This window comes from Nitratireductor sp. J20-h4 (assembly GCF_056780505.1).
On record NZ_CM165557.1, the window covers coordinates 3,842,563 to 3,859,082 of the forward strand.

Annotated in this window: 16 protein-coding genes; 12 read left to right on the forward strand and 4 right to left on the reverse strand. The window is 65.5% G+C overall.

Annotated features, from left to right (window positions below):
• Window positions 1–6: 6 nt before the first annotated feature.
• The 5 genes from sdhA to ACT2B0_RS18495 all read left to right on the forward strand — a co-directional run bounded on the left by sdhA (window position 7) and on the right by ACT2B0_RS18495 (window position 4,584).
• On the forward strand, window positions 7–1,839 hold the full coding sequence (gene sdhA, locus ACT2B0_RS18475; protein WP_473459795.1) for a succinate dehydrogenase flavoprotein subunit: 1,833 nt from the start codon (window positions 7–9) through the stop codon (window positions 1,837–1,839).
• Window positions 1,840–1,917: 78 nt separating this feature from the next.
• Window positions 1,918–2,697 carry a succinate dehydrogenase iron-sulfur subunit gene (locus tag ACT2B0_RS18480; RefSeq protein WP_473459796.1) on the forward strand — a complete coding sequence of 260 codons (780 nt, stop codon included), beginning with the start codon at window positions 1,918–1,920 and terminating at the stop codon, window positions 2,695–2,697.
• Between the two features lie 195 nt (window positions 2,698–2,892).
• The gene (locus ACT2B0_RS18485; RefSeq protein ID WP_473459797.1) at window positions 2,893–3,540 is read left to right on the forward strand and encodes a YceH family protein; all 648 of its coding nucleotides are present in this window, start codon (window positions 2,893–2,895) and stop codon (window positions 3,538–3,540) included.
• Between the two features lie 95 nt (window positions 3,541–3,635).
• Window positions 3,636–4,232 carry a peptide-methionine (S)-S-oxide reductase MsrA gene (gene msrA, locus ACT2B0_RS18490; RefSeq protein ID WP_481658421.1) on the forward strand — a complete coding sequence of 199 codons (597 nt, stop codon included), beginning with the start codon at window positions 3,636–3,638 and terminating at the stop codon, window positions 4,230–4,232.
• A gap of 55 nt (window positions 4,233–4,287) precedes the next feature.
• Complete coding sequence (locus tag ACT2B0_RS18495) at window positions 4,288–4,584, forward strand: hypothetical protein (protein WP_473459799.1); 297 nt, start codon at window positions 4,288–4,290, stop codon at window positions 4,582–4,584.
• Between the two features lie 99 nt (window positions 4,585–4,683).
• Here the strand turns inward: ACT2B0_RS18495 and ACT2B0_RS18500 are convergent, their stop codons facing one another.
• The 3 genes from ACT2B0_RS18500 to ACT2B0_RS18510 form a co-directional block, all read right to left on the reverse strand.
• Entirely contained in the window at window positions 4,684–5,835 is a 1,152-nt protein-coding gene (locus ACT2B0_RS18500) for a Glu/Leu/Phe/Val family dehydrogenase (RefSeq protein WP_473459800.1), read from the reverse strand.
• A 183-nt stretch (window positions 5,836–6,018) separates the two neighbouring features.
• On the reverse strand, window positions 6,019–6,456 hold the full coding sequence (locus ACT2B0_RS18505; RefSeq protein ID WP_473459801.1) for an OsmC family protein: 438 nt from the start codon (window positions 6,454–6,456) through the stop codon (window positions 6,019–6,021).
• 146 nt (window positions 6,457–6,602) lie between these two features.
• A complete protein-coding gene (locus ACT2B0_RS18510) occupies window positions 6,603–7,838 on the reverse strand; it encodes a ubiquinone biosynthesis hydroxylase (protein WP_473459802.1) in 1,236 nt (411 codons plus the stop codon).
• A gap of 134 nt (window positions 7,839–7,972) precedes the next feature.
• Here ACT2B0_RS18510 and tesB point away from each other — a divergent pair, with 134 nt between their 5' ends.
• The 7 genes from tesB (at window position 7,973) to ACT2B0_RS18545 (ending at window position 15,855) form a co-directional block, all read left to right on the forward strand.
• Window positions 7,973–8,851: an acyl-CoA thioesterase II gene (gene tesB / locus ACT2B0_RS18515; protein WP_473466082.1), complete on the forward strand. Its 879-nt coding sequence runs from the start codon at window positions 7,973–7,975 to the stop codon at window positions 8,849–8,851.
• A gap of 226 nt (window positions 8,852–9,077) precedes the next feature.
• Window positions 9,078–9,416: a P-II family nitrogen regulator gene (locus tag ACT2B0_RS18520; RefSeq protein ID WP_473459803.1), complete on the forward strand. Its 339-nt coding sequence runs from the start codon at window positions 9,078–9,080 to the stop codon at window positions 9,414–9,416.
• Window positions 9,417–9,444: 28 nt separating this feature from the next.
• Window positions 9,445–10,800 carry an ammonium transporter gene (locus ACT2B0_RS18525; protein ID WP_473459804.1) on the forward strand — a complete coding sequence of 452 codons (1,356 nt, stop codon included), beginning with the start codon at window positions 9,445–9,447 and terminating at the stop codon, window positions 10,798–10,800.
• Window positions 10,801–10,968: 168 nt separating this feature from the next.
• Complete coding sequence (locus tag ACT2B0_RS18530) at window positions 10,969–11,394, forward strand: hypothetical protein (protein WP_473459805.1); 426 nt, start codon at window positions 10,969–10,971, stop codon at window positions 11,392–11,394.
• A 160-nt stretch (window positions 11,395–11,554) separates the two neighbouring features.
• On the forward strand, window positions 11,555–14,101 hold the full coding sequence (locus tag ACT2B0_RS18535; RefSeq protein WP_473459806.1) for a DNA translocase FtsK: 2,547 nt from the start codon (window positions 11,555–11,557) through the stop codon (window positions 14,099–14,101).
• Window positions 14,102–14,179: 78 nt separating this feature from the next.
• Window positions 14,180–14,851: an outer membrane lipoprotein carrier protein LolA gene (locus ACT2B0_RS18540; RefSeq protein WP_473459807.1), complete on the forward strand. Its 672-nt coding sequence runs from the start codon at window positions 14,180–14,182 to the stop codon at window positions 14,849–14,851.
• Window positions 14,852–15,048: 197 nt separating this feature from the next.
• Window positions 15,049–15,855 (forward strand): exodeoxyribonuclease III, encoded by an 807-nt coding sequence (locus ACT2B0_RS18545; protein WP_473459808.1) that lies wholly within the window; start codon window positions 15,049–15,051, stop codon window positions 15,853–15,855.
• Between the two features lie 174 nt (window positions 15,856–16,029).
• Here ACT2B0_RS18545 and ACT2B0_RS18550 read toward each other — a convergent pair whose 3' ends face one another.
• A complete protein-coding gene (locus tag ACT2B0_RS18550; protein WP_473459809.1) occupies window positions 16,030–16,482 on the reverse strand; it encodes a cyclic nucleotide-binding domain-containing protein in 453 nt (150 codons plus the stop codon).
• Window positions 16,483–16,520: the final 38 nt, after the last annotated feature.

A 16,520-nucleotide genomic window follows, 5' to 3' on the forward strand; every position in this document is an offset into this window, starting at 1 on the left:
GCGCCGATGGCTGAGGCAAGCAAGGCGGGCGGCAAAGCCTACGAGTTCGTCGATCACAAATTCGACGTGGTGGTGGTGGGCGCCGGCGGCGCCGGCCTGCGGGCGACACTCGGCATGGCCGAGCAGGGTCTCAAGACCGCCTGCATCACCAAGGTGTTTCCGACCCGCTCCCACACCGTGGCGGCGCAGGGCGGCATTGCCGCCTCGCTGCAGAACATGGGTCCCGACAACTGGCAGTGGCATCTTTACGACACGGTCAAGGGATCCGACTGGCTCGGCGATGTCGACGCCATGGAGTATCTCGCCCGCGAGGCGCCGGCCGCCGTCTACGAGCTCGAGCATTACGGCGTACCGTTCTCGCGCACCGAGGAAGGCAAGATCTATCAGCGTCCGTTCGGCGGCCACATGCAGAATTTCGGCGAAGGCCCGCCCGTGCAGCGCACCTGCGCGGCCGCCGACCGCACCGGCCACGCCATCCTGCACACGCTCTACGGCCAGTCGGTCAGGAACAACGCTCAGTTCTTCATCGAATATTTCGCCCTCGACCTGATCATGGACGACGGCGGCGCCTGCACCGGGGTCGTCGCCTGGAATCTCGACGACGGCACCATCCACCGCTTCGCCGCCAAGATGGTGGTGCTGGCCACCGGCGGTTACGGCCGCGCCTATCTGTCGGCGACCTCGGCGCATACCTGCACCGGCGACGGCAACGGCATGATCGCGCGCGCCGGCCTGCCGCTGCAGGACATGGAGTTCGTGCAGTTTCACCCGACCGGCATTTACGGCGCCGGCTGCCTGATCACCGAGGGCGCGCGCGGCGAGGGCGGTTACCTGGTCAATTCCGAGGGTGAGCGTTTCATGGAGCGCTACGCACCTTCGGCCAAGGATCTGGCCTCCCGCGACGTGGTTTCGCGCTGCATGACGATGGAAATCCGCGAAGGTCGCGGCGTCGGCAAGGACAAGGATCACATTTTCCTGCATCTCGACCATCTCGACCCGGCCGTGCTCGCCGAGCGCCTGCCCGGCATTTCCGAGTCGGCCAAGATCTTCGCCGGCGTCGACGTCACCCGCGAGCCGATCCCGGTGCTGCCGACCGTGCACTATAATATGGGCGGCATCCCCACCAATTATTGGGGCGAGGTGCTGAACCCGACCAAGGACGATCCCGACCGCGTCACGCCCGGCCTGATGGCGGTGGGCGAGGCCGGCTGCGCCTCCGTGCACGGGGCAAACCGGCTCGGTTCCAATTCGCTGATCGACCTCGTCGTATTCGGCCGCGCCGCCGCGATCCGCGCCGGCCAGGTAATCGACCGGGCGGCCGCTATCCCGGCGATCAACGAAAAGGCGGTCGACAAGATCATGGACCGCTTCGACCGCACCCGCCACGCCGACGGCGGCAGCCCGACCGCCGCCCTGCGCGACAAGATGCAGCGCGCCATGCAGGAGGACGCGGCGGTGTTCCGCACCCAGGAATCGCTGGAACAGGGCTGCAAGCGTATTTCGGCGATCTGGGGCGAGCTTTCCGACATCAAGGTGTTCGACCGCTCGATGATCTGGAATTCCGATCTGGTCGAAACGCTGGAGCTGCAAAACCTGATGGCCTGCGCCATCACCACCGTCCACGGCGCCGAGGCGCGCAAGGAAAGCCGCGGCGCGCATGCCCGCGAGGATTTTTCCGAGCGCGACGACAAGAACTGGCGCCAGCACACGCTCGCCCGGCTGAACGACAAGGGCAAGGTGACGCTCTCCTATCGCCCGGTCCACACCGAGCCGCTGCTTGAGGAAAAGGACGGCGGCATCGCGCTGAAAAAGATCGCGCCCAAGGCGCGGGTATATTGACGATGGACGTTGCCGGGAGAGGCCGGGCCCGCGGCCGCCCGGCTCCGATGCGCGCCACGCGAAAGGAATGCCGAGACGATGGTTGAACTCGCTCTTCCCAAGAACTCGAAGATCAACGAAGGCAAGACCTGGCCGAAACCGGACGGCGCGACCAACATCCGCGAATTCCGCATCTATCGCTGGTCGCCGGACGACGACGACAATCCCCGCGTCGACACCTATTACGTCGACATGGACGATTGCGGGCCGATGGTGCTCGACGCGCTGTTGTGGATCAAGAACCGGGTCGACCCGACGCTGACGCTGCGCCGCTCCTGCCGCGAGGGCATCTGCGGCTCCTGCGCCATGAATATCGACGGCACCAACACGCTTGCCTGCACCAAGGGCATGGACGAGATCGACGGCGGGGTGAAGGTCTACCCGCTGCCGCACATGCCGGTGGTCAAGGATCTGGTGCCCGACCTGACCGTGCCCTACGCCCAGCTCTCCTCGATCGAGCCCTGGCTCAAGACGGTCTCGCCCGAGCCCGCCAAGGAATGGCGCCAGAGCCACGAGGACCGGCAGAAGCTCGACGGGCTCTACGAATGCATCCTGTGCTTCTGCTGCCAGACCTCGTGCCCGTCCTATTGGTGGAACGGCGACCGCTATCTCGGCCCGGCAGTGCTGCTGCAGGCCTATCGCTGGCTGATCGACAGCCGCGACGAGGCGAGCGGCGAGCGGCTCGACAATCTGGAAGACCCGTTCCGCCTCTATCGCTGCCACACGATCATGAACTGTACCCAAGCCTGTCCGAAGGGCCTCAACCCGGCCAAGGCGATCGCCGAGATCAAGAAAATGATGGTGGAACGGCGGGTCTAGGACGAAACTCGCGATCTTGACGGCGTTTCATCCAAACGCCGCCAGGAGGCAGAACCTGACGGACGAAATCGGGGCCCTTTGTCGCGTGTGGGCCATGACTGCGCGCGACAGCCTCAAGCATATTGAGCGGCATCGAAAGACGCGACACGCGTTGGAACTACAACACCTCGTCGATACCCTACCGGATTGGACGCCTTGGACAGCAACGACCTCCCCCTTCTCAATCCGCTCGAGACGCGCGTTCTTGGCTGTCTGGCCGAAAAGAAAACGCTGACGCCGGACGTCTACCCGATGAGCCTCAACGGCGTGCACGGCGCGGCCAACCAGAAGACGGCGCGCGATCCGGTCATGACGCCGGAAACCGTCGAGGTCCGTCGCGCTCTTGCCCAGTTGCAGGACAAGGGCCTGGTGCGCCAGGCCTTCGCCTCGCGCGTCGAGCGCTACGAGCACCTGATGGCGCAGCGCTTTTCGCTGACCCAGGGCCAGACCGCGCTGATTGCGCTGATGATGCTGCGCGGCCCGCAGACCGCGCGCGAGCTCCTGACCCGCTGCGAGCGCATGGCGAACTACGCCGCGCTCGACGACCTGCTCGCCGATCTCGATCTTTTGATCGGCCGCCGGCCGGCCCTGGTTCAGCTCGTCGAGCGCGGCCCCGGCCAGCGCGAGGATCGCTACATGCATCTTCTGTCCGGGCCGGTGGCGGCGACCGCCCATACCTCGCGCGCCCAGCCGCTGCCGGCACCGACGCCGAGCGCGCTGGAAAACCGCGTCGCGGCTCTTGAGGAGGAGGTGGCGGCGCTGCGCGCGGACCTTGCCGCCCTCGCCGCCGGCCGCGCGCCGTAGGGCCGGCGACCGTCTCACGCAGTCGTGTTGCGCCGTGAGTTGCTCCAAAACGGTCGCCCCCTAGCTTGAGCAGGGTTCGTTCCACGGAGATCGCCATGTTTCGCTTCCTCACCGCCCTCGCCCTTTTCGCCGCGTCGGCTTCGACGCCGCTGGCCGCGCAGGAAACCCGGACCGCGATCTTTGCCGGCGGCTGTTTCTGGTGCGTCGAATTGGATTTCGATCGCGTACCGGGCGTGACCGCGACGGTCTCGGGCTATTCCGGCGGCGAACTGGAAAATCCGACCTATGGTAACCATACCGGCCATCGCGAAGTGGTCCGGATCGAATTCGATCCTTCGAAGGTCGACTATCGCACACTGGTCGACATCTTCTTCCGCTCCGTCGACCCGACCGACGCGGGCGGCCAGTTCTGCGACCGCGGCCATGCCTACACGACCGCGATCTACGCGCTCGACAGCGAACAGCAGTTGGTCGCGGAAACGGCGAAAGCCGACGCCGAGGCCGAACTCGGCAAGCCAATCGTTACCCCGGTGGAACCGGCCGGCGCGTTCTGGGAAGCGGAAGCCTACCATCAGGACTACTACCGCAAGAACCCGTTGCGTTATAAGTATTATCGCTACGCATGCGGTCGCGACGACCGGATCGAGGAATTGTGGGGCGAGGCCGCCCATCGCGGCATTCCGGCACATTAGCGCGGTTCATCCTGAGCCGTATGTTCCCCATTCGTGGCGAGGAGAAGCCCTGACCGTGTCCAACAAGATTGCCGTGACATTCTTGGCGGCGGGTGCGTTGCTGTCGGCCGCGTCTCTGGCCCATACCCAGCAGCTCGCCGAGGAAATGAGCTGCGCGCAGGCCGTCGTGCATTACGAGCAAAACGGCTCGATCTATGTCATGACGAAGCGGAAATTCGCCGTTCCGGTCACGGTCGGCACGCCCATCGGCCAGGCGGACACCGTGTTCTGCACCGGGAGCGGCGCACAACCCCGTCCCCAGACCGTACGCACGCGCGATAAACGCCGCTGCGCCATCGCCGTGCGCTGCTAGAGAGCGTTTCCAGGCGAAGTGGAAGCCGGTTCGCCGTTCAAAAACGCGTTAAGACAACACGTTAGAGCCGGTCTGCGGTCCCGTGAAAAGCAACCGGCTCTAGCGCGCCGCTTTCGCCCGCCGGGCCTTTTTCGCCCGCGCGCTCTCGATATGTTCGAGCGCGATCGCTTCGGCGACGGCGTCGGTCGTGCGGCCCTCCGCCTCCGCGCGCTGGAATATCGCGCCGAGCGTACGCGGGATCACCCTCACCCGTTTCATCGCCGCCTCCGCGTCGTAGCCCGGCGGCGTCAGTTCCTCGGCAACGTTGATCAGCCCGCCCGCATTGATGACGTAGTCCGGCGCGTAGAGGATGCCCCGCGCGCGCAGTCTTTCTGCATCCTGCGGGGTGGCAAGCTGGTTGTTGGCCGAGCCGGCGACGATGCCGGCCTTCAGGAGCGGAATCGTCGTTTCGGACAGCACCGCGCCCAGAGCGCAAGGCGCGAAGACGTCGACACCGGCCGTCACGATCGCATCGCCTTCCAGCGCGACCGCATCAAGATGCGTAACCGCCTTTTCGGCCCGGGCAGGGTCGATATCGGTCACGGAAAGCCGCGCCCCCTCGTTTCTAAGCCGTTTGGCCAGCGACCAGCCGACCGCGCCCAGCCCCTGCACCGCGACACGTACGCCGTCGAGCTTTTCCGAGCCGGTCTTGTGTTTCAGCGCCGCCTTGATGCCCAGGAATACGCCCTGCGCGGTGACCGGCGAGGGATTGCCGCTGCCGCCGCGCGTCGTTCCGGTCACGTTCGGCGTGCGCGCCCGCAGATAATCGGCATCCGCCAGCGATAGGCCGACATCCTCGGCGGTGATGTACTGGCCTTCGAGCGCGGCCAGCATCTCGGCATAGGCGTCCAGAAGCTCGGGCGTCTTGTCCGACTTGGCATCGGCCACGATCACCGCCTTGCCGCCGCCCAATGCCAGTCCCGCGACCGCCGCCTTCAGCGTCATGCCGTGCGACAGTCTGAGCGCGTCGGTCAGCGCGGCCTCGAACGTCTTGTGTGGCCAAACGCGCGTTCCGCCGAGAGCGGGGCCGAGCGTGGTGTCGTGCACAGCAACGATCGCAGTCAGTCCGCGCGCCTCGTCGCGCCCCAGCCAGACCTGCTCGTGATCGGCAAAATCAGCGAGCCGGCTCGCCTCCTCGGTGATGTCGCTGAGTTTCAGGCTCGATTTGCCGCCCGGCACCTTGACGGTACGCGGTTCTGCCGCATGCAGCATGACGTCTCCTCCGCTTCGAGGCCGCAACAAGCCCCTGATGACGGGCGGTGAGCAGCCTTTGGCAAACTATAGGCCGTTTGGGGCGACTTTTGCTTTCGAACTACCTGCCTTCGGCGACCCGACCTTGCGCGGCAACCGCCGAAACCGGTCACAATCGTTCGGGCAAGCCGCCAAGCGCCGACGTCACGCAAGCCGCGCCTCGAGCCGGATCTCGATCGCCGAGAGCGCGCCGGAAACCGGACAGGACGCCTTCGCCTTGTCCGCCAGGTCTTTGAACGTGGCCGCGTCGATGCCGGCAACCTTGCCGGCAAGAGTCAGCACGCTGGCCGTGATGGCGAAACCGCCGCCGGCCGCGGGGCCGAATTCAACCCGCGCCGAGACATCCAGCGCCTCGGCCGGCGTGCCGTTTTCAGCCAGCAGGTGAGACAACTGCATGGCGAAGCAGCCGGCATGCGCCGCCGCTATCAGTTCTTCGGGATTGGTACCTGACTGGCCGCTTTCGTCCTGGAACCGCCCCTTGAACGAATAGGGCAGGTCGGCAAGCGCGCCACTTTGCGTCTCAAGCGTTCCCTGGCCTTCCGTCAGTGTGCCTTTCCAGACGGCTTTTGACGTACGGTGCATGGCATTCTCCATCGATTCCGGCGGCAGACCGCCAATCCCGGAGCATCATAGCCGAAAGCACACGGCGCCGTGATGGCGCGATGATGACATTCGTGCGACGTGTCGAAACGCGCCCGTTCAAAAGCCGATCGAAAGTCCGGACCGTTTCAGATCGCCTCGCCGCGCAGAAGCCGCGGCGCCTCGCCGGCCAGGCCTGCCGCCTGACGGATGAAGAATTCCTTCAGCCGCGGCATCCGGTCGACCATGCCGAGCCCGAGATCGCGCATCGCGCGCAAGGGCCCGAAATCGTTTGAGAACATGCGGTTGAGCACGTCGGTGGTGATGCCCATCTGCACCGTGTCGAAGCGGCGCCAGCGCGCGTAACGCTCCAAGACGTCGAGCGCGCCGATATCCTCGCCGAGCCGATCGGCCTCGACCACCACCTCGGCCAGAGCGGCGGCGTCCTTGAAGCCGAGATTGAGCCCCTGGCCGGCGATCGGATGGATACCGTGCGCGGCATCGCCCACCAGCGCGAAACGGGGCGCAACGAACTCGCGCGCCAGCGTCAGCCCGAGCGGCCAGGCCCGGCGCGGCCCTTCGACGCTGATTTCGCCGAGCTTCAGTCCGAAACGGAGCTCCAGTTCCGTCTCGAAAACGATATCGTCCTCGGCGACCAGGCGTTCGGCCTCCTCGGTGCGTTCCGTCCACACGATCGACGAGCGGTTTCCCGTCAGCGGCAGTGTCGCGAACGGGCCGGCCGGCAGGAAATGCTCCTCGGCGCGGCCGTTGTGCGGGCGTTCGTGCTTGACCGTGCACACAATGCCGGACTGGCCGTAATCCCAATGCACGGTCTTGATGCCGGCCATGTCACGCAAGCGCGACTTCACGCCGTCGGCGGCGACCAGCAGGGACGCCTCGATCGAAGCCCCGTCGGCCAGCATGACGCTGACGCCGGCGGGTCCGGCCTCGAACCGCTCGACCGCCACGCCTTCCAGGAGATCGATCCCCAGTTCGGCCGCCCGTCGCCGCAGGGCGCCATTCAGCACCTTGTTGGGCGTCATATGCGCGAACGGCTCCCCGGCGGAGACCTCGCCGTCGAACGTCAAGAACACCGGCCGCACCGGATCGGACGTGCGCGAATCGGTAACGACCATCTCGGTGATCGCCTGCGCCTGCGGCGCGATCTCGTCCCAGCAGCCAAGCTGCGACAGCATCCGGCACGCCGCTGCGGCGATCGCCGAGGCACGGCCGTCGCGTTGCCAGACGCCGGGCGGCGCGGCGTCAACCACGACGACCTTCAGTGCGGGCCGCGCCTGCGCAATCGATACCGCCGTCGCCAGCCCGACATATCCGGCACCCGCGACCACAACGTCGATCCGTTTGCGTTTTGCCATCTTCGCCATCATCAACTCCTCTGTGCGCGGGCCGGATCGTCGCGCGCAACCCGTCGATCCGGTTGACTTCGCCCTTGCCTTTCTGCTCGAAAACCCGCCAAGTCTGAACAATCGGACGTGTCGACGAAATCGGGGCCGTGACGATGTCGCCAGCCATGCAGGAACTTCTGGCCATTCTCGACCTCGAGCGGCTGGAACACAATCTGTTTCGTGGTCGCAGCCCGCAAACGGCCTGGCAGCGCGTGTTCGGCGGCCAGACCATCGGCCAGGCCCTCGTCGCCGCCCAGCGCACCGTCGACGCCGACCGGCAGGTACATTCGCTCCACGGCTATTTCATGCGTCCCGGCGACACCAAGGTGCCGATCGTCTACGAGGTCGACCGCATCCGCGACGGCGGCTCCTTCACCACGCGCCGGGTTGTCGCCGTCCAGCACGGCAAGGCGATATTTTCGCTCGAAGCCTCCTTCCAGCTCGCCGAACCGGGGCTTGACCATCAGTTTCCCATGCCGCTCGACGTGCCGCCGCCCGAAAAACTCGAGACCCAGCGCGAACTGCTCGAGCACATGGACAACGTGCCCGACACGATTCGCCGTTTCTGGGCCCGCGAACGGCCATTGGAAATCAAGCCGGTCAATCTCGAACACTACACCAGCCGCGACAAGCTGCCGCCGCGCCAGAACATCTGGCTGCGCACCACCGGCCCGGTCCCCGACCAGTGGCCGTTGCGTGCCGCCGTGCTTGCCTATCTCTCCGACATGACCCTGCTCGACACCTCGACCTTCGCGCATGGGCGTGCCGTCTTCGATCCCGACCTCCAGGTCGCCAGTCTCGACCATGCGATGTGGTTCCACCGCGAGCACCCGCTCGACGACTGGCTGCTCTACACCCAGGACAGCCCGTCCGCGTCCGGCGCCCGCGGCTTCACTCGCGGCGCCATCTATGGCCGCGACGGCGTGCTGATCGCCTCGGTCGCGCAGGAAGGGCTAATCCGGCTGCGCAGCGGCCCCGAGCGCACAGCCTAAAATATAGGCACGGCCCGCATTCTGCATGAATTTTCTGCAGAATGCCGTTTCGTACATGCGAAACGGTCCGGCGGCTGATTGGATTTCCCAAAACATTTCAAGCGATTGTTCGCAGGCCATCGAAACTGGCACGGAGCTTGAATTGCCCTTGTCACGCTCCGGTCGTCCGCGGGCCGCCGGTGGTGTGATGGAACGCGGGACCCCGCACAAACAAGGGTGAAGCCTGATGAAAATCGTGATGGCTATCATAAAGCCGTTCAAGCTCGACGAGGTCCGGGAGGCGCTGACCGGCGTCGGCATCCAGGGTCTGACCGTCACCGAGGTGAAGGGATACGGGCGCCAGAAGGGACATACCGAAATCTATCGCGGCGCCGAATACGCCGTCAGTTTCCTGCCAAAGGTCAAGATCGAGATCGTCGTCGCCGACGAGCTTGCCGAGCGGGCCGTCGAGGCGATCGGAGCGGCCGCTCGCACCGGACAGATCGGCGACGGCAAGATCTTCGTCCACGGGATCGACCAGGCGGTGCGCATTCGCACCGGAGAGACCGACATCGATGCGATCTGACCGTCAACCCGATTTCAAGGAGACCAAGATGACCATTCCAACACTTATCCGGCGCGGCCTTCGGCCCGCCCTGGCCGGCGGCCTGAGCGCCGGTGTCCTTGCGCCCTTCGCCGCCTATGCCCAGGATACGGCCGAGGCGGCCGCGCCCGTCATGGACAAGGGCGACACCGCGTTCATGATGATCGCCACCGTGCTGGTGTTGTTCATGATCCTGCCGGGCCTGGCGCTGTTTTACGGCGGGCTGGTGCGCGCCAAGAACATGCTGTCGGTGCTCATGCAATGCACGATGATCACCGCCGTCGTCATCGTGATCTGGACCGTGTGGGGTTATTCCTTCGCCTTCGGCGGCGGCACCAGCCCGTTCTGGGGCGGGTTCGGCAAGCTGTTCCTGTCCGGCGTGACGATGGACAGCACCGCGGCGACCTTCACCGACGGCGTCGTCATTCCCGAATTCGTCTTCATCTGCTTCCAGATGACCTTCGCCTGCATCACGCCGGCGCTGATCGTCGGCGCCTTCGCCGAACGGGTGAAGTTTTCAGCCGTGGTGCTGTTCGTCATCCTGTGGGTCACCTTCGTCTATTTCCCGATCGCACACATGGTCTGGGACGGCAGCGGTCTGCTGTTCGGCTGGGGCGCGCTCGACTTCGCCGGCGGCACCGTGGTGCACATCAATGCCGGTATCGCCGGGCTCGTCGGCTCCATCATGATCGGCAAGCGCACCGGCTACGGCAAGGACAACATGGCCCCGCATTCCATGACCCTGACCATGGTCGGCGCCTCGATCCTGTGGGTGGGCTGGTTCGGCTTCAACGCGGGTTCCAACCTCGAGGCGACCGGCGGCGCGGCACTTGCCATGATCAACACCTTTACCGCGACCGCGGGTGCGATCATCGCCTGGGTGGTGATCGAAGCGCTCGCCCGGGGCAAGGCCTCCATGCTCGGCGCGGCTTCCGGCGTCATCGCCGGCCTTGTCGCGGTGACCCCGGCCGCCGGGCTGGTCGGCCCGGTCGGCGCCATCGTGCTCGGCGCGATCGCCAGCGCGGTGTGTTATTATTTCGTCGCCGTCGTGAAGATCAAACTCGGTTACGACGATTCGCTGGACGTGTTCGGCATTCACGGCATTGGCGGCATCGTCGGCGCGATCGGGACCGGCGTCTTTGCCTCCTCCGCGCTGGGCGGCATCGGCTATGCCGAAGGCGTGTCGATGGCCGGGCAGGTCTGGACGCAGATCCTGGCCGTGCTCGTCACCATCGTGTGGTGCGGCATCGGCTCGGCGATCTTCTACAAGCTCACCGATGTGTTGATCGGGCTCAGGCCGGCCGAGGACGCCGAACGCCAGGGCCTCGACCTGACCTCGCACGGCGAGGCCGCCTACCACTCGTAAACGCCAATTCCGGCCGGCAGCCTCCTGCCGGCCGGACCATTCAAAGCGCCCGCAGCCGCGAAAAGGGTTCGGCGCCGCGAGGCCTCGTGCACGAAGCGAGACTTGCACCGCGCTCCATTCTCTCCTCATATCCCAGACGCTACGCGGGGCGCCTGGGGAGGAAGAGCATTGTCGCTGGAAGATCAATATCGCATTGTCGATGCGATCAGCCGTCAGTTCGAAATCGAGCAGGGCCTGATCGCCGCACGGCTCAACTGGAATCTGACTTTTCAGGGTTTCATGATCGCCAGCTATGCGCTGGTCGCGACGGCCGAGACGTCCGATCCGGCGCGGTTTTGGATACATGGCGTGATCACGCTGGTCGGCTTCCTCGTTGCGGCCTCGACCTGGGCGGGCATCGAAGCATCGTCGCGCCGAACAACTGCGCTGCGGGGTCACTGGTTCAGGGTCGTGGGCGCCGAATCCCCGTTCCCGCGTCCATTTTCGGAACGCGGCGGATCGCTGATGGGCAGACTTCCGCCGCGCTTCATCTGCGGATCGCTGATTTTGATGTGGACGGCGCTGAGTGTTGTGGGTTCAGGTCTGTCCTTTTGACAGGTAACCGGAATCGCCGTTCCGTTTTCAAAAAGGCAAAGTCAAATCGCTCGCAAACGCGCATGGTTAATGGGGCTTTAACCCTCGCTTCCTAGGTTGGGAGGCGGCCTGCCATCCGGATCGACCGGCCGGACGACGGCACGCGTGCGAGGAAGGCGAGATGAGAACAGGCAATTCGGCGGCACTGGCCCTGGGCGGAATCGGGCAGGGAATCCAGAATTTGGTGCAACGGCTGCTGACCCGCGCGCTCGGGCTGGCGCTGCTGGCCTTCGGCGCCTTCGCCATCGCCGCCCTCGCCACCTGGAACGTCGCCGATCCCAGCTTCAGCCATGCCACCGGCAACACGCTCACCAACGCGATGGGCTATCCGGGTGCGGTCGTTGCCGATCTCGCCATGCAGTTCCTGGGCCTGGCCTCGGTCGCCGCGCTGGTGCCGGTTTTCGCCTGGAGCCTGTTCCTGCTCGCCGGCCGGCCGCCGGACCGCCTGTCGCGCCGCGGCGCGGCCTGGGCTGGCGCGGCCCTTCTAAGCGCGGCGGTTGCAGGCTGCATCGTCGCGCCGCCGACCTGGCCGCTGCCGTCCGGTCTCGGCGGGGTGTTCGGCGACATGGTGCTCAAACTGCCCGCCTTGTTGTCGGGCGGCTATCCGCAAGGCCTGCTTGCGGCCGCGCTCATGCTGCTGTTCGGCCTGCCCGCCCTATGGCTGATGATGTTCGCCACCGGCCTGATCAGCCGCAGGGCGCTGCCTGTCGACGACTTCACGGCCTCCGAGGACGAGGACGCCGACGAGGACTTCACCGAAGCCGACGATGATGATGACGGCGTTCCCGCGCTCGGCGCGGTGTTCCATTGGTGGCTGTCGGCCCGCGCCTTCGTGCGCCGGCTGTCGGGTCGGCGAGACACCGGCATCGATTACGACGACGCACCGGACGAGATCGACGACGTGTCGCAGATACGGCCCGGACGCGCCGACCGGCTGCGCGTCGAGCCTGAATTCAAGAGTCTCGACGGTCTGGCGCCCGAACCGGTCGAGGAACCGGATTTCGACGATCCGGACGAATTCGAGCCGATGCCCCGGCAAAGCGCGCCCCAGCCGGCGCGTGCGGCCGCGCGCGTTGAAAACCCGGCGCCCAAACCCAAGCCCGGCGCCCGGGTCCAGCGCGAGGCGCAAACCTCCTTCATCGACGCCAGCGACTTCGAGATGCCGACGCTGCATTTCCTGGCCGAACCGAAGAACGTCGCGCGCGACCCCAGCCTGTCGACGGACGCGCTGGAACAGAATGCGCGTCTGCTCGAGGGCGTCCTGGAGGATTTCGGCGTCAAGGGCGAAATCATCCATGTCCGCCCCGGCCCGGTCGTCACCCTTTACGAGCTCGAGCCCGCACCCGGTATCAAGTCGTCTCGGGTCATTGGCCTTGCCGATGACATCGCCCGCTCGATGAGCGCCATCGCCTGCCGCGTCGCGGTGGTGCCCGGCCGCAACGCGATCGGCATCGAGCTTCCCAACGCGCGCCGCGAAACGGTCTTCCTGCGCGAGATCCTGGCCTCGCGCGACTACGAGCAGACCAAGGCGAAGCTCGGCCTGGCGCTCGGCAAGACCATCAATGGCGAGGTGGTGATCGCCGATCTCGCCAAGATGCCGCACGTGCTCGTCGCCGGCACCACCGGTTCGGGCAAGTCGGTTGCCATCAACACCATGATCCTGTCGATTCTCTATCGCATGCGGCCCGAACAGTGCCGGCTGATCATGATCGACCCGAAAATGCTCGAACTGTCGGTCTATGACGGCATCCCGCATCTTCTCACCCCCGTCGTCACCGACCCGAAAAAGGCCGTCGTCGCGCTGAAATGGACCGTGCGCGAGATGGAGGACCGCTACCGCAAGATGTCCAAGGTCGGCGTGCGCAACATCGACGGGTTCAACCAGCGCGTCGCCCAGGCCACCAAGAAGGGCGAGGCGATCTCGCGCACCGTCCAGACCGGTTTCGACCGCGAAACCGGCGAGGCGATCTACGAGACCGAGACGCTCGATCTGGCGCCGCTGCCTTATATCGTCGTCATCATCGACGAGATGGCCGACCTGATGATGGTTGCCGGCAAGGATATCGAGGGCGCCGTGCAGCGCCTGGCGCAAATGGCGCGCGCGGCCGGCATCCACGTCATCATGGCCACGCAGCGCCCCTCCGTCGACGTCATCACCGGCACCATCAAGGCCAATTTCCCGACCCGCATCTCCTTCCAGGTCACCTCCAAGATCGACAGCCGCACCATTCTGGGCGAGCAGGGCGCCGAACAGCTTCTCGGCATGGGCGACATGCTCTACATGGCCGGCGGCGGGCGTATCCAGCGCGTCCACGGCCCATTCGTCTCCGACGACGAGGTAGAAAAGGTCGTGGCCCATCTTAAGGTCCAGGGCGTGCCCGAATATCTCGATGCCATCACCGAAGACGACGAGGACGAAGACGCCTCCGGCCCTTCGGGCTCCGGCGGCGGCAATATCGACAATTCCGACGATCCCTACGACCAGGCCGTCGCCGTGGTCTTGCGCGACGGCAAGGCCTCCACCAGCTATATCCAGAGGCGTCTTGGCATCGGGTACAATCGCGCCGCCTCGATCATCGAGCGCATGGAGCAGGAAGGCATTGTCGGTCCGGCCAACCACGCCGGCAAGCGCGAGATCCTGGTTCCGACCGAGGACGAGACATTTTGACCTGCCGGACGCATGAGAGCCAAACTAATGCCGCACTCCGCGCCTAGGTCCGACATAACGCTTAGGAGAGCCGCTATCATGAATTCTTCGCCGCACCGGGCAGGACGATTGTCGCGCCGCGCCGCGATCGCCGGTTTCGCCGCGCTCGGCGCGACCTGCCTCATGCCGCTTGTGCCCGCCACGGCAGCCGCCGCCGCGAGCCCCGAGGCGCAGAAGATTGCCAATCATTTCACCCAGATCCGCACCATGATGGGCGAATTCGTGCAATTCGGTCCGCGCGGCGAGCAGACCGGCGGCAAATTCTACATCGAACGGCCCGGCAAGATTCGCTTCAATTACGAGGCCCCCGCCGGCGTACAGGTGATCGCCGACGGCAAGTCGGTCGTCATCAACAACAAGAAGCTGAAAACCTGGGACCTCTACCCGCTGTCGAAGACGCCGCTGAAGCTGCTGCTCGACGACAGCATCGATCTGTCGACCGAAAAAGTCAGCCAGGTCAGCCAGGAAAAGGACCTGACCACGATCAGGCTGCAGGACCGCTCGGTTTTCGGCGACGCCACCATCACCATGATGTTCGATCCCGAATCCTACGAATTGCGGCAGTGGACCATCACCGATTCGCAGGGCAAGGACACGACGGTGATGATCTTCAACGTCAAGCAGGGCGTGACCTTCGATCCGAGCGTGTTCGCGATCGACTACCAGTACATTTCCCGCCACGGCGCGCGCGGTCGCGGCGCGACCAGGTAGCGCCGGACCAGGCCGGTGCGCCGCCCCTCGCGTCTTCGGCATGTCGGCGGGCAAACCGCGCTTCCGCCGCGGTGACGCAACTTTACCGGCCAATCGTCTGTGGATGAACTGCCCCCGCCGGCTCCGGCGTCGGCCTGCGCTTGCCACCACCGCCCGCGGCTGGCAGTTTCGCGCCCTCACGCCAGTCGGAACCGCCCATGCCCTTCACCCTCGCCACCTGGAACATCAATTCCGTTCGCCTGCGCCTGCCGCTGGTGGAGCAGTTCTTGAAGGACTACGCGCCCGACGTCCTGTGTCTGCAGGAAACGAAATGTCCCGACGACCTGTTTCCGGCCGCAGCCTTCGAGGCGCTCGGCTACGGCCACATCGCGATCAGCGGCCAGAAGGGCTATCACGGCGTCGCCACGCTGTCGCGGCGGCCGCTCGACGTCGTCGAAAAACGCGATTTCTGCGGCATGGGCGACCGGCGCCATGTTTCGACACGGCTTTCGGTCGGCGGCCGGTCGGTGCTGCTGCATAATTTCTACGTTCCGGCCGGCGGCGACGAACCCGACCCCGATATCAATCCGAAATTCCGTCACAAGCTCGATTTCCTCGAGGAAATGCGTTCGATCCGCGCCGGTTTCGACGGCGAGTCGGCCGCGATCCTGGTCGGCGATCTGAATATCGCGCCGCTTGAGACCGATGTCTGGTCGCACAAGCAGCTTCTCAAGGTCGTCAGCCATACGCCGATCGAGACCGAAGGGCTGGAATCGATGCGCGCCGAGGGCGGCTGGGTCGACCTGATGCGCGCCCATATCCCGCCGCAGGAGCGGCTTTACACGTGGTGGAGCTATCGCAACCGCGACTGGGCCGCCTCCGATCGCGGCCGCAGGCTCGACCATGTCTGGACCTCGCCGAACCTCGTCGACGACATGCGGGAGGTCGAGGTCCTGCGCGCCGCCCGCGGCTGGGAACGCCCGTCCGACCACGTCCCGGTCATCACGCGTTTCGGGTTCGACTAAAGCGTTTCCAGGCGAAGTGAAAACCGGTTCGCCGTTCGGAAACGCGTTAAAACAATACTTTAGAGTCGGTCTGCGAATCCGTGAAAAGCAGAACGGTTCTGGTAAAGCCCGGCAAATCCGCCTCGATCGTGGGCGCGGTCCGGTCCCGCGACTGGCACCGCCCCATCGACATCGCTAGGAAAATTTCGGCGCCAGGCGCTCGATCCGTTCCAGCATGCCGGTGAGATCGGCCGACAGCCGCCGGTGCAGCTTGGCGGCCGCGTCGGGATATTCGACCAGGATGCGCTGGAACAAGCTCCGATTGAGGCGCATCAGCTCGACTTCGCTCTCGGCCATCGCCCCGGTCAGCCGGTAGCCGCTGGAAATCAGCGCCAACTCGCCCATCACCGAACCCGTACCGAGCCGGCCGACGATGACGCGTTCGCCCTCGCGCTCGCGAAAAAGCGCGACCGTGCCCTCGACCACGACGAAGGCGCAGTCGGCCGCCGCCCCTTCGCGATAGATCTCTTTGCCGGCGGGCCGGCGCAGGCGCTCCGTCCCGAAAGCGAGAAGCCGAAGCTGGTCCTGCGTGAATTCGCGAAATATGCCCACGCCGGCGAGAATGCCGATATCGTCGTCAAGCGCCATGAAGGTGTCCCGGCCTTCCAGCCCTGCCCAACCGGTGC

Bases quoted from the DNA above. Each gene is read 5' to 3' on its own strand.
- sdhA (WP_473459795.1), top strand. From the start codon at position 7: ATGGCTGAGGCAAGCAAGGCGGGCGGCAAAGCCTACGAGTTCGTCGAT.
- ACT2B0_RS18480 (WP_473459796.1), top strand. From the start codon at position 1,918: ATGGTTGAACTCGCTCTTCCCAAGAACTCGAAGATCAACGAAGGCAAG.
- msrA (WP_481658421.1), top strand. From the start codon at position 3,636: ATGTTTCGCTTCCTCACCGCCCTCGCCCTTTTCGCCGCGTCGGCTTCG.
- ACT2B0_RS18500 (WP_473459800.1), bottom strand. From the start codon at position 5,835: ATGCTGCATGCGGCAGAACCGCGTACCGTCAAGGTGCCGGGCGGCAAA.
- ACT2B0_RS18505 (WP_473459801.1), bottom strand. From the start codon at position 6,456: ATGCACCGTACGTCAAAAGCCGTCTGGAAAGGCACACTGACGGAAGGC.
- ACT2B0_RS18510 (WP_473459802.1), bottom strand. From the start codon at position 7,838: ATGGCGAAGATGGCAAAACGCAAACGGATCGACGTTGTGGTCGCGGGT.
- tesB (WP_473466082.1), top strand. From the start codon at position 7,973: ATGTCGCCAGCCATGCAGGAACTTCTGGCCATTCTCGACCTCGAGCGG.
- ACT2B0_RS18520 (WP_473459803.1), top strand. From the start codon at position 9,078: ATGAAAATCGTGATGGCTATCATAAAGCCGTTCAAGCTCGACGAGGTC.
- ACT2B0_RS18525 (WP_473459804.1), top strand. From the start codon at position 9,445: ATGACCATTCCAACACTTATCCGGCGCGGCCTTCGGCCCGCCCTGGCC.
- ACT2B0_RS18535 (WP_473459806.1), top strand. From the start codon at position 11,555: ATGAGAACAGGCAATTCGGCGGCACTGGCCCTGGGCGGAATCGGGCAG.
- ACT2B0_RS18540 (WP_473459807.1), top strand. From the start codon at position 14,180: ATGAATTCTTCGCCGCACCGGGCAGGACGATTGTCGCGCCGCGCCGCG.
- ACT2B0_RS18545 (WP_473459808.1), top strand. From the start codon at position 15,049: ATGCCCTTCACCCTCGCCACCTGGAACATCAATTCCGTTCGCCTGCGC.
- ACT2B0_RS18550 (WP_473459809.1), bottom strand. From the start codon at position 16,482: ATGGCGCTTGACGACGATATCGGCATTCTCGCCGGCGTGGGCATATTT.